At 74.1% G+C, this 12,018-nt stretch carries 11 protein-coding genes; 8 read left to right on the top strand and 3 right to left on the bottom strand.

What is annotated here, in order from left to right; genetic code table 11:
* The first annotated feature begins 146 nt into the window (after positions 1 to 146).
* From ACLWS4_RS00380 to ACLWS4_RS00390, 3 genes are all read left to right on the top strand, one after another.
* A complete protein-coding gene (locus ACLWS4_RS00380) occupies positions 147 to 1,139 on the top strand; it encodes an ABC transporter permease (protein WP_049649815.1) in 993 nt (330 codons plus the stop codon).
* Positions 1,140 to 1,153: 14 nt separating this feature from the next.
* Positions 1,154 to 2,869, top strand: a complete 1,716-nt coding sequence (locus tag ACLWS4_RS00385) for a dipeptide ABC transporter ATP-binding protein (protein WP_416873005.1) — start codon at positions 1,154 to 1,156, stop codon at positions 2,867 to 2,869.
* Positions 2,870 to 3,005: 136 nt separating this feature from the next.
* Positions 3,006 to 3,569, top strand: a complete 564-nt coding sequence (locus tag ACLWS4_RS00390; protein ID WP_049649817.1) for an EF-hand domain-containing protein — start codon at positions 3,006 to 3,008, stop codon at positions 3,567 to 3,569.
* An 87-nt stretch (positions 3,570 to 3,656) separates the two neighbouring features.
* Here ACLWS4_RS00390 and ACLWS4_RS00395 read toward each other — a convergent pair whose 3' ends face one another.
* Positions 3,657 to 4,781 carry an EamA family transporter gene (locus tag ACLWS4_RS00395; protein WP_063780054.1) on the bottom strand — a complete coding sequence of 375 codons (1,125 nt, stop codon included), beginning with the start codon at positions 4,779 to 4,781 and terminating at the stop codon, positions 3,657 to 3,659.
* A gap of 132 nt (positions 4,782 to 4,913) precedes the next feature.
* Here ACLWS4_RS00395 and ACLWS4_RS00400 point away from each other — a divergent pair, with 132 nt between their 5' ends.
* The 5 genes from ACLWS4_RS00400 to ACLWS4_RS00420 all read left to right on the top strand — a co-directional run bounded on the left by ACLWS4_RS00400 (position 4,914) and on the right by ACLWS4_RS00420 (position 8,770).
* On the top strand, positions 4,914 to 5,357 hold the full coding sequence (locus ACLWS4_RS00400; protein WP_079272471.1) for a gamma-glutamylcyclotransferase family protein: 444 nt from the start codon (positions 4,914 to 4,916) through the stop codon (positions 5,355 to 5,357).
* 61 nt (positions 5,358 to 5,418) lie between these two features.
* Positions 5,419 to 6,720 carry a precorrin-6y C5,15-methyltransferase (decarboxylating) subunit CbiE gene (gene cbiE / locus ACLWS4_RS00405; protein WP_416873006.1) on the top strand — a complete coding sequence of 434 codons (1,302 nt, stop codon included), beginning with the start codon at positions 5,419 to 5,421 and terminating at the stop codon, positions 6,718 to 6,720.
* Positions 6,717 to 7,478 (top strand): precorrin-4 C(11)-methyltransferase, encoded by a 762-nt coding sequence (cobM, locus tag ACLWS4_RS00410; RefSeq protein ID WP_074004354.1) that lies wholly within the window; start codon positions 6,717 to 6,719, stop codon positions 7,476 to 7,478. The genes cbiE and cobM overlap by 4 nt, the downstream gene beginning before the upstream one ends.
* Positions 7,478 to 8,215 (top strand): cobalt-precorrin-6A reductase, encoded by a 738-nt coding sequence (locus ACLWS4_RS00415; RefSeq protein ID WP_416873285.1) that lies wholly within the window; start codon positions 7,478 to 7,480, stop codon positions 8,213 to 8,215. The genes cobM and ACLWS4_RS00415 overlap by 1 nt, the downstream gene beginning before the upstream one ends.
* 51 nt (positions 8,216 to 8,266) lie before the next feature.
* Positions 8,267 to 8,770: a DinB family protein gene (locus ACLWS4_RS00420; RefSeq protein WP_416873007.1), complete on the top strand. Its 504-nt coding sequence runs from the start codon at positions 8,267 to 8,269 to the stop codon at positions 8,768 to 8,770.
* Between the two features lie 158 nt (positions 8,771 to 8,928).
* On the opposite strand, the gene ACLWS4_RS00425 is transcribed toward ACLWS4_RS00420, so the two are convergent.
* Together ACLWS4_RS00425 and ACLWS4_RS00430 are read right to left on the bottom strand one after the other, a co-directional pair.
* Positions 8,929 to 10,458: a UDP-N-acetylglucosamine 1-carboxyvinyltransferase gene (locus tag ACLWS4_RS00425; protein WP_049649821.1), complete on the bottom strand. Its 1,530-nt coding sequence runs from the start codon at positions 10,456 to 10,458 to the stop codon at positions 8,929 to 8,931.
* A gap of 147 nt (positions 10,459 to 10,605) precedes the next feature.
* The gene (locus tag ACLWS4_RS00430; RefSeq protein ID WP_380738652.1) at positions 10,606 to 11,826 is read right to left on the bottom strand and encodes a cobalt-precorrin-5B (C(1))-methyltransferase; all 1,221 of its coding nucleotides are present in this window, start codon (positions 11,824 to 11,826) and stop codon (positions 10,606 to 10,608) included.
* Positions 11,827 to 12,018 lie beyond the last annotated feature (192 nt).

Here is a 12,018-nt window from a genome sequence, read left to right on the forward strand (position 1 = left end):
CGGTGGCGGGGGCGGGCCCCGGTTCCGCCACCGGTTCCGGTTCCGGCTCCCGGTCCTGTCTCTCCGGCTCCGGCCCCCGGTTCCGCCTCAGTCCCGCACACGTCCGTTTCGCACGCCTCCCCCGTCACGTCGACCCCGGATCGGCCATGCTCTCCTTCGTCCTGCGGCGGACCGCCCAGGCCCTCGCGGTCCTGGTCGCGGTCTCCGCCGCCGCCTTCGCCCTCTTCTACGCCGCGCCCGCCGACCCGGCCCGCGCCGCCTGCGGCCCGCGCTGCGACAGCGGGCAGGTCGCGGCGGTGCGCCAGAGCATGGGCCTGGACCAGCCGCTGCTCACCCAGTACACCGACTACCTGGCCGGGGTCGTCGCCGGGCGGGACATCGGCGACGTGGACGGCTCGACCATCCACTGCGACGCCCCCTGCCTCGGCTACTCCTACCGGCTGCACCAGCCGGTCAGCGAGGCCCTCGCCGACCACCTGCCGGTCACCCTCTCGCTGACCGCCGGGGCGCTCGCCGTCCTGCTGGTGTTCGGCCTCGGCACCGGGTTCGTCTCCGCGCTGCGGCACGGGCGGCGGACCGACCGGCTGCTGTCCGGCTTCACCCTGGTCGGCGCCAGCCTGCAGATCTACTTCCTCGGGTACGTCGCGCAGTGGCTGCTGGTCTACTCCACCGGGCTGCTGCCGCTGCCCTCCTACACCCCGCCGGCCGACGACCTGGCCGCCTGGGCGGGCGGGATGCTGCTCCCCTGGTTCGTCCTCGGCTTCGTCAACTCCGCGGTGTTCGCCCGGCTTTCGCGCTCGCAGCTGCTGGAGACGATGAACGAGGAGTACGTCCGCACGGCCCGCGGCAAGGGCCTGGGACGGCTGCGCGCCCACCTCAAGTACACCTCGCGCGGCGCCGCCGGACCGCTGGTGCAGCTGATCGGGCTGGAGGCCGGGGTGCTGCTCGGCGGAGCCGTGATCACCGAGACGGTGTTCGGGCTGAACGGGGTCGGGCGGTTCGCCGCCGAGGCCGTCGCCGGGCAGGACCTGCCCGCCGTGGTCGGCGCGGTGCTGCTGGCCGCCTGCTTCATGGTGCTGTTCGTCGCGCTGGCCGACCTCGCGGTCGCCTGGCTCGACCCGCGTGTCCGGCTGAACTGATGGGGAGCCCTTCGATGAATTCCACTGTTCCGGGGGCCGGCGTGCGGACCGCAGAGGTGGAGAGCACGGCGGCGGAGACCGTCGAGCCGGTGCTGAGCGTCCGCGATCTGACCGTCTCCTTCGCCGACCCGCGCGGCGGTGCGCCGGTGACCGCCGTCCAGGGCCTCTCCTTCGACCTCGCCCCGGGTGAAGTCCTGGGCCTGGTCGGCGAGTCCGGCTCCGGCAAGTCGACCGTCGGGCTCGCCGTCCTCGGCCTGCACGACCCGCGCACCACCACCGTCACCGGCTCGATCCGGCTCGACGGGCAGGAGGTCGTCGGCACCGAGGAGTCCGCGCTGCGCGGGGTGCGGGGCGGAAAGGCGGCGCTGGTCTTCCAGGACGCGCTCACCTCGCTCAGCCCCTTCCACGGCGTGGGCGCCCAGCTCGCCGAGATGTACCGGCTGCACCACCCGGGCACGGGCCGGGCCGAGGCGGGCCGGCGGGCGGCCGAGATGCTCGACCGGGTCGGCATCCCGACGGCCCGGACGCGCGACTACCCGCACCAGTTCTCCGGCGGCATGCGCCAGCGCGTGATGATCGCGATGGCGCTGATGAACGACCCCCGGCTGCTCATCGCGGACGAGCCGACCACCGCCCTGGACGCCCGCGTCCAGCGGCAGGTCCTCGACCTGCTCGGCGAGTTGCAGCGCGAGCACGGGACGGCGATGCTGCTGGTCAGCCACGACCTGGGCGTGGTCGCCGGGACGACGGACCGCACGCTGGTGCTGCGCGGCGGGGTCGAGGTCGAGTCCGCGCCGACCGCCGAACTGCTGGCCGCACCGCGCGAGCCGTACACCCGGGCGCTGGTGGGCGCGGCGCTCCGGCTGGACTCGGTGCCGGGCACCGCCCTGCCGACGGTCGACGAGCCGGCCCCGTCGCGGACGTTCCGGCCGCGGACCGTCGAGCGCCCCGAGCGGTGGCTGGTCGAGGTGGACGACCTGTCCGTGCGCTTCCCCGGACGCCGGCGCTTCCCCGGCCTGCGGGCCGAACCGGTCCGGGCGGTCGAGGGCGTCGGTCTGCGGATCGCGCCCGGCGAGACGCTCGGGCTGGTCGGCGAGTCCGGCTCCGGCAAGTCCACCACCTCACGGGTCCTGGCCGGGCTGCAACGCCCCACCGGCGGCAGGGTGCTGTACGACGGCCAGGACGTCACCCGACCGGACCGGGAGCTGCGGAAGCGGCTCAGCCGGGAGATCCAGCTGGTCTTCCAGGACCCGTACGCCTCGCTCAACCCGCGCCGGACCGTCGCCCAGACCCTGGACACCCCGCTGCGCCTGCACACCCCACTGGACCGGGCCGAACGGCGGGAGCGCTCCGCCGAGTTGCTGGAGCAGGTCGGCCTGGAGGCCCGGCACCTGGACCGCTACCCGCACGAGTTCTCCGGCGGGCAGCGCCAGCGGATCGGCATCGCCCGCGCGCTGGCCCCGCAGCCGCGCCTGATCATCGCCGACGAGCCGGTCTCCGCGCTCGACGTGTCGGTGCAGGCCCAGGTGCTCAACCTGCTGATGGAGCTGCGCGAACGGCTCGGTGTCGCCTTCCTGTTCGTCTCCCACGACCTCGCGGTGGTCCGGCACTTCTGCGATCGGGTGGCGGTGATGCACCGGGGCCGACTGGTCGAGTCCACCGACCGGGACCAGCTGTTCGCGGCGCCGCACACCGAGTACACGAGGGAACTGCTGGCCGCGGTGCACTGAGATGACCGATGATCATCGAGGCCCGGCGGGTGAAGCAGCAGGTCGTTCGGCTGCGCCGGTCCGGTTCGAGGCGCTAGCGTGCAGGCGATGTGACGTAGGAGACCCGGGCAAGGAATCACCAATCGAGGGGGCACTTTTGTCGGACGACCTGCTCATCGCAAAGATCAATCACGGCTTCGATCACCTCGACGCCGACGGCGACGGGCTGCTCACCGAGCGGGACCACGTCCTGATGGGCCTCTCGGTGGCCCGCTCGCTCGGCCACCAGGAGGGCTCCGAGGCGGAGGCCGTGATAGTCCGGGCCTACCTGACGACCTGGCACGACCTGCACCTCGCCCGGCTGCCCGCCGGCACCGAGGCGATCACCCGGCAGCAGTTCGTCGCCTCGACCGGCTCGCTCGCCGACGACCCGGAGGCCGCCCAGGAGATCCTCGGCGCGCTCGCCGGGGCCTTCCTCTCCGTCGCCGACGCCGACCGCAGCGGGACGGTGGACGCCGGCGAGTTCTTCGTCTTCCAGCGCGGCCACTTCGCCGGCCTGTCCCGCGACGACGCCGACGAGGCCTTCCGCCACCTCGACACCGACGGCGACGGCGTGCTCTCCGCGGCCGAGTTCACCAACGCGATCGTCGAGTTCTGGACCAGCCGCGACCCGGACGCGCCCGGCAACTGGTGGACGGGCAAACCGCCGTACGCCTTCTGAGCCGTACGTCTTCGGTGGTCCGCCCCCGCGCTTCCGGCTCGCGGGGGCGGACCACCGAAGACGTCCTCGAACGTGCGGACGTCGTGCTCAGCTGCGGGCGGACGGCCCCTTCACCGACCGGGACGGATCGACCGGATCGGCCGTTTCCGCTGGACGGGCTCGGCTCCCGGCGCTCGATGAGCGGCCCGGACGCCGGCTGACGCTCACCACCAGGCAGACGCCCGCCACCACGATCGCGCCGCCCGCGAGGGTCGGGCCGGTCAGCGGCTCGGCCAGGATCAGCCAGCCCAGCAGCACCGCGACCACCGGGTTCACGTACGCGTACGTGGCCACCAGGGTCAGCGGGGCGGAGCGCAGCAGCCAGGCGTACGCGGTGAAGGCGAGCAGCGAGCCGAATACCACCAGGTAGGCGAGGGCCAGCCAGGACCGGCCGGAGACCGCCCCGAGGTCCACTCCGTGCTGCTCGCCGCGGCCCACTCCGACCAGCAGGTCGCCGAGGCCGCCGGCCAGCATCTGGTAGGCGCTCGCGGCGAGCACGTTGCCCGGCATCGGGATCTTCTTGCTCACGAAGGAGCCGGTCGCCCAGAGCAGGGTGGCGCCGATGATCAGGATCACGCCGCCCGGCTCGATCGACCCGCCGATCGCGGGGGCCGACAGGACTCCGAGGCCGACCAGTCCGAGCAGCACCCCGGCCAGCTCGGCGGGCTTCGGGCGATCGCCGCCGAACGCCGTCAGCACCACCATCCACAGCGGGACCGCGGCCACCAGCAGGGCCGCCAGGCCGGAGGGGACGGAGGTCTCGCCCAGGACCACCAGCCCGTTGCCGCCGGTCAGCAGCAGCAGCCCGACCAGGGCGGAGGAGGCCAGCTGGCGCCGGGTCACCTTCAGGCCGGCCGGGCCCTGGCGCACCAGGAGGTAGCCGGCCAGCAGCAGGCCGGCGGTGAGGAAGCGGGCGCTGGCGGAGAGGAAGGAGGGCATCGTCTCGACCGCGACCCGGATCGCCAGGTAGGTCGATCCCCAGACGATGTAGACCACGAGGAGGGCCAGCCAGACCGCGCCGCCGAGGCGGGGGACGGGGCTCGCCCCGGCCTTGGCCCCGGCTTCGGTCCTGGCTTCGGTCCTGGCTTCGGCTCCGGCCTTGGTGGTGGCGGGGGTGTCGGGGGCTGAGCCGGGGGTCGCGGCCGGTTGGGAGGGTGAAGCGGGCGGTGTCATGTGTGTCCCCCTTGGACGGTACTGGCCGAACATCCGACATGACAGCGCATGGACGGCCCGGTGCGCCAGTCGGTATCAGGAATCGGACCGCGGGACGTACCGTGAACGCTCCCCAGCGAGGAGGTCGAACCCGTGTCCGCATCCGAGGAGGCCCTGCCGTTCTTCGTGTACGGCACCCTGCGCAGCGGCGGCCGCAATCATGCCGTCCACCTGGCCGGGCGCTGCGCCGACGTCCGCCCGGCCGTACTGGAGGGCGCCGCACTGCACGAGGGCCCCGGCTTCCCGTACGCGGTGCCGGACCCGGCGCCCGGACGTCGGATCGTGGGTGAGCTCGTCACCGTACGCCCTGGCGCGTACGCCGGAGCCCTGGAGGCCCTGGACCGGCTGGAGGAGTGCCGGGCCGACGGGACCGGGCTGTACGTCCGGCGGCGGATGACGGTGCGGACCGCGACGGGCGAGCCGCGGGCGGCCTGGGTCTACCTCGCCGGGCCGAGGGCCGAGGCGCGCTTGCGGGAGCGGCCGGCGCTGATCGAGTCGGGGGACTGGGGAGCCGGTGGGGGACAGACCGCCAGGTAGGCTGCCCCGGCCAGTCAGATTTCCCACTCATTGGCCCATTCGAACGACGAGGAGCCACCCGGTGCCCGAGCTGCCACCCCCGATCACCGTCGTCGGGATCGGGGCCGACGGCTGGCCCGGCCTCGCCGTCGGCTCCCGGGCCGTGCTGCGGGAGGCCGAGGTCGTCGTCGGCGGCCCCCGCCAGCTGGACCTGCTCCCCCGCGACGAGGTCGCCGCCGAGCGCGTCCCCTGGCCGTCCCCGCTGCGCCCCGCCGTCCCCGGGCTGCTCGCCGCCCACGCCGGCCACCGCACCGCCGTCCTGGCCAGCGGCGACCCGATGTTCTACGGCATCGGCCGCACCCTCGCCGAGACCGTCGGCGCCGAGCGCCTGCGCGTCCTGCCGCACCCCTCCTCCGTCTCCTACGCCTGCGCCCGGCTCGGCTGGCCGCTGGAGGCCACCGAGGTCGTCAGCCTGGTCGGTCGACCGCTGGACACCCTCTCGCTCGCCCTCCACCCCGGCCGCCGCCTGCTGGTGCTCAGTGCCGACTCCGCCACCCCGGCCGCCGTCGCCGGACTGCTCACCGCCCGCGGCTACGGCACCGCCCGCCTGCGGGTCCTCGAACAGCTCGGCGCCCCGGCCGAACGCCACCTGGACGGCCCCGCCGACGGCTGGCCGCACCCGCCCGGCGACCCGCTGAACGTCATCGCCGTCGACCTCGGCGACGGCCCCCGCACCTCCCTCGTCCCCGGCCTGCCCGACGCCGCTTACGAGAGCGACGGCCAGCTCACCAAGCGCCACGTCCGCGCCGCGACCCTCGCCACGCTCGCCCCCTCCCCCGGCGAACTGCTCTGGGACGTCGGCGGCGGCTCCGGCTCGATCGCCATCGAGTGGCTGCGCGCCCACCGCGACTGCCGGGCCGTCAGCGTCGAACGCGACCCGGTGCGGGCCGAGCGGATCGCCCGCAACGCCGCCGCGCTCGGCGTGCCCCGGCTCCGGGTGGCGACCGGACCCGCCCCCGCCGCGCTCGCCGGACTCCCCGCCCCCGACGCCGTGTTCATCGGCGGCGGCCTCACCGCGCCCGGCCTGCTGGAGAGTTGCTGGGCCGCGCTGCGCCCCGGCGGCCGGATCGTCGCCAACACCGTGACGCTGGAGTCCGAGGCGCTGCTCACCGAGTGGTACCGGCGCCACGGCGGGGAGCTCGTCAAGCTCGCCGTCGCCCACGCCGTCCCCGTGGGCGGCTTCACCGGCTGGCGGCAGGCCATGCCGGTCACCCAGTGGTCCGCCGTCAAGCCCGACGCCCATGCCGCCGAGGACCGCACCACCGAAGCCCGCGCCGCCGAAGCCCGCACGTCCGACAACCCCCTTCAGGAGAAAGCCTCGTGACCGTCCACTTCATCGGAGCCGGCCCGGGCGCCGCCGACCTGATCACCCTGCGCGGCCAGCGCATCCTGGCCCGCGCCGAGGTCTGCCTGTACGCGGGCAGCCTCGTCCCGCGCGAGCTGCTGGACGAGTGCCCGCCCGGCGCCCGGCTGATCGACACCGCGCAGCTCAACCTGGACCAGATCACCGCCGAGCTGGTCGCCGCACACGAGGCCGGCCAGGACGTGGCCCGGCTGCACTCCGGCGACCCGTCCGTCTTCTCCGCTGTCGCCGAGCAGATGCGCCGCCTGGACGCGGCCGGCGTGCCCTACGAGGTGGTCCCCGGCGTGCCCGCCTTCGCCGCCGCCGCGGCCGCGCTGAAGCGGGAGCTGACCGTCCCGACCGTCGGCCAGACCGTCATCCTCACCCGGATCGCCAAGCGCGCCACCCCGATGCCCGAGGGCGAGGACCTCGCCACCCTCGGCCGCAGCGGCGCCCTGCTGGTGCTGCACCTGGCCGCCGGGTACGTGGACGACGTGGTCGAGCAGCTGCTCCCGCACTACGGCGCCGACTGCCCGGTCGCCGTCGTCGCGATGGCCAGCCGCCCCGACGAGCTGGTGCTGCGCGGCACCGTCGGCGACATCGCCGAGCAGGTCAAGGCCGCGGGCGTGGTCCGCACCGCCGTCATCATCGTCGGCCGCACCCTGGCCGCCGAGCAGTTCCGCGACAGCCACCTCTACTCGGCGGACCGCGAGCGCCCGCACGAGCCCTGCGGGGCGTGATGCGACACGTCCTGGTCCTCGGCGGGACCACCGAGGGGCGGACGCTGGCCGCCGAACTCGCCCCCACCGCCCTCCGGGTCACCAGCTCGCTGGCCGGCCGGGTCGCCCGACCCCGGCTGCCCGCCGGGGAGGTGCGGATCGGCGGCTTCGGCGGACCGGAGGGCCTGGCCGACTGGCTGCGCACGGAACGCGTGGACGCGGTGGTGGACGCCACCCACCCGTTCGCCGCCGGCATCTCGCACAACGCCGCCCTCGCGGCCGCCGCCACCGGCGTCCCCCTGCTGGTGCTGCGCCGCCCCGGCTTCACCCGCGTCGACGGGGACCACTGGCTCCCCGCCCCCTCGCTCGCCGCGGCCGCCGAACTGCTGCCCCGGCGCGGGGAACGGGTCTTCCTCACCATCGGCCGGCAGGGCGTCGCCGCCTTCGCCCACCTCGACGGCGTCCACTTCCTCGCCCGCTCGGTGGACCCGCCCGAGCCCCCGCTGCCGCCCTCGTTCGAAGTCCTGCTGGAGCGCGGCCCGTTCACGATCGAGGGCGAGGAGGCGCTGCTGCGCAGGCACGACATCGACGTCCTGGTCACCAAGGACAGCGGCGGCGCCGCGACCGCCCCCAAGCTGACCGCCGCCCGCGGGCTGGGCCTGCCCGTCATCATCGTGGAGCGCCCGCCCGTACCGGAAGGCGTCCCCGTCGCACCCGACGTCCCGGGCGCACTGCGCTGGCTGGAGCACCTGGGCTAGGAACGGGGAAATTGGGCGGCGGGCCCGTCGGATGGCGGGCAGGATGGCCCGATGACCGATGATCAGCGTAGCCAGACCCCCCGCACCGCCGACGAACGCGCCACACTGGCAGGCTTCCTGGACTACCAGCGCGACACCCTCGCGATGAAGTGCGAGGGCCTCAGCACGGAGCAGCTCCGCGCCCGCGTACTGGAGCCGTCCGGGCTCTCCCTGCTCGGGCTGGTCCGCCACCTCGCCGAGGTGGAGCGCAGCTGGTTCCGCAACGTCCTCAACAAGGAGGACGCGCGCGGCTTCTGGGCGCACCCCGACGGCTCCTTCGCCGAGTTCGACGCCGAGACCGCCGACCCCGACGAGGCCTTCGCGATCTGGCGCCGCGAGTGCGACCACGCCAGGGAACTCGTGGCCGCCGCGGAGTCGTTGGACGTCCTGGGCCACTACGGCGAGGAGGTCTTCTCGCTGCGCTGGATCCTCACCCACATGATCGAGGAGTACGCCCGCCACAACGGCCACGCCGACCTCCTCCGCGAACACCTCGACGGCACCACCGGCGAGTAGCACCGCAGGGCACCGGACAGCGCCGGGCACTCGGAGGGAACACGTCGTCCGGGCACTGGACAACCCGGTGTTCGTGGAGTACCTGAACACCGGGTTGGAGGTTTCCGTGCTGCTGGCCGGGCTCAACGGGTGAGGCCGGCCAGCAGCGTGACGGTCGGTCAGATGTCGCGGAAGGTCTCGATCCGGGCGCCGATGGAGTTGAGGCGCTCGGCGAGGTCCTCGTAGCCGCGGTTGATGACGTAGACGTTGCGCAGGACGGAGGTGCCCTGGGCGGCGAGCATGGCGAGCAGGATGACCACGGCGGGGCGCAGGGCCGGCGGGCACATCATCTCGGCGGCGCGCCAGCGGGTGGGGCCCTGGACCAGTACGCGGTGCGGGTCGAGGAGCTTGACGTCGGCGCCGAGGCGGGTCAGCTCGGTCAGGTAGATCGCGCGGTTGTCGTACACCCAGTCGTGGATCATCGTGGTGCCGTGCGCGGCCGCGGCGATGGCGGCGAAGAACGGCACGTTGTCGATGTTGATGCCGGGGAACGGCATCGGGTGGATGGTGTCGATCGGCGCGGTGAGCTTGGAGGGGCGCACGGTGAGGTCGACCAGTCGGGTCTGACCGTTGTGGGCCCGGTACTCGGGGGTGCGGTCGTAGTCGAGGCCCATGCCCTCCAGCACCGCGAGCTCGATCTCCAGGAACTCGATCGGCACCCGGCGGATGGTCAGCTCGGAGGAGGTGACGACGGCGGCGGCCAGCAGGCTCATCGCCTCCACCGGGTCCTCGGCCGGGGTGTAGTCGACGTCGCAGGTGATCTCCGGGACGCCGTGCACGGTGAGGGTGGTGGTGCCGATGCCCTCGATCCGCACGCCCAGCTTCTCCAGGAAGAAGCAGAGGTCCTGGACCATGTAGTTGGGCGAGGCGTTGCGGATGACGCTGACGCCGTCGTGCCGGGCGGCGGCCAGCAGGGCGTTCTCGGTGACGGTGTCCCCGCGCTCGGTCAGGACGATCGGGCGGTCCTGCGGGGTGCCCGGCTCGACCGAGGCGTGGTAGGCACCGCCGGTGGTGGCGACCTCCAGGCCGAAGCGGCGCAGCGCGGTCAGGTGCGGCTGCACGGTGCGGGTGCCGAGGTCGCAGCCGCCGGCGTACGGGATGGCGAAGCGCTGGGCGCGGTGCATCAGCGGGCCGAGGAACATCAGCACGCTGCGGGTGCGGCGGGCCGCCTCGACGTCCATCGCCGCGAGGTCGAGCTCGGCGGGCGGGGTGAGTTCGAGGTCGCGGCCCTCGTTGATCCAGCGGCTCTTGACGCCGATGCTGGTGAGCACCTCGAGGATGCGGTAGACCTCTTCGATCCGGGCGACGCTGCGGATCGTGGTGCGGCCGGTGGTCAGCAGCGAGGCGCAGAGGATCGCCACGCAGGCGTTCTTGCTGCTGCGGACGTCGATCGCGCCGGAGAGCCGGGTGCCGCCGGCGACGCGCAGGTGCATCGGGCCGGAGTAGCCGAGGGAGACGATCTCGCTGTCGAGGGCTTCGCCGATGCGGGCGATCATCTCAAGGCTGACGTTCTGCTTGCCCTGTTCGATGCGGTTGACCGCGCTCTGGCTGGTTCCGAGGGCTTCGCCGAGCTGCGCCTGGGACCAGCCGCGGTGCTGGCGCGCGGTACGGATGAGGGTGCCGATACGGGTGAGGTAGTCGCCTGTCACTCGCCAGACGATATCTCATGGTTGAGATGGCGACAGAACCGGGGGGCCGCCCTGCTGCTCCATTTGTCCGATTCTTGCCCTGTTTGGGCGTCAGTTCTTCACGTCACCGGGCGATGTTGTCGCGCCGTCGTGACACCCGTGACATTGTCACGGCCCGAGCGGCTCCGCCCGGCCGACGACGGTGCCCGCGCGGTCGATGCAGATGACGTCCACCGCGACCGGCGAGCCCACCAGCACGCCGAGCGCCGTCGCCCGGGCCGCCTCGGCGACCAGGTCCCCGAGCGGCACCCCGGCCGCACGGCACAACTGCACGGCCTCCAGCGCGGTATTGGCGCCCGCGACCGCCTCGGCCAGCGCCTCGTCCGCGCCGCCCCGGCGGGCCAGTCCGGCCAGGTAGCCCTTGTCGACCTGGGAGCGCGCCGAGTGCAGGTCGAGGTGGCCGGCCGCGAGCTTGGACAGCTTGGCGAAGCCGCCCGCGATGGTCAGCCGGGGCACCGGGTGGCGCTTGAGGTACTTGAGCACCGCACCGGCGAAGTCGCCCATGTCCAGCAGCGCGTCCTCGGGCAGCCCGTGCTCCGCGACCGCGACCTTCTCCGAGGTCGAGCCGGTGCAGCCGGCCACGTGGGTGCGCCCCGCCGCGCGGGCCACGTCCACGCCGCGGCGGATCGAGTCGATCCAGGCCGAGCAGGAGTAGGGGACGACCACCCCGGTCGTACCGAGGATGGACAGGCCGCCGAGGATGCCGAGCCGGGGGTTCCAGGTGGAGCGGGCGATCTCCTCGCCGTGGTCGACCGCGATCTCGACCACCACGTCCCCGCTGCCGCCGTGCGCGGCGGCCACCTCGGCGACGGCGTCCCGGATCATCTGCCGGGGCACCGGGTTGATCGCGGGCTCGCCGACCGGCAGCGGCAGGCCGGCCTTGGTGACCGTCCCCACCCCGGGGCCGGCCCGGAACACCACCCCGGTGCCGGGCTCGCCGGACCGTACGGTCGAGCGGATCAGCGCGCCGTGGGTGACGTCGGGGTCGTCGCCCGCGTCCTTGACCACCCCGGCCATGGCGGTGATCCGCCCTCCGGGGCCGGTCGGCTGCTCGGCTGCGGTGAGTTCCTCGGCCGTGGTCGGCTGCTCGGCGACGGTCAGCTGCTCGGCCGCGAGGGCGAAGGCGGGCTGCTGCCCCTTGGGGAGGGTGATGACCACCGGGTCCGGGAACTCGCCGGTGAGCAGCGCGGTGTACGCGGCCCTGGTGGCGGCGGTGGCACAGGCGCCCGTCGTCCAGCCGGGCCGCAGGCCGCTGCTCTTCAGCTGGCCGGCCCGGCCGCCCGCTCCGGCGCCGACCCCGGCTCCCGCCTCGGATCCCGCTGCGGCCACCTGCGCCCCGTTTCCGACGGCGCCCGCGCCGTCCTGCTCCGCTCCGGCGGCCGCACCGGACGCCGTCGCCGATTTTCCCCCACCGGCCCTGGTGGGGCCCGACCGGGGTGGCGGCGGCGCCGCGCCCCGCTCGATGGAACCCCTCGTGCACGAGTTGCGGAGGGTCGCGCCGTCCCGCGTTCCCGAAGAGTT

Source organism: Kitasatospora sp. SC0581 (genome assembly GCF_048159585.1).
Taxonomy (GTDB): Bacteria; Actinomycetota; Actinomycetes; order Streptomycetales; family Streptomycetaceae; genus Kitasatospora.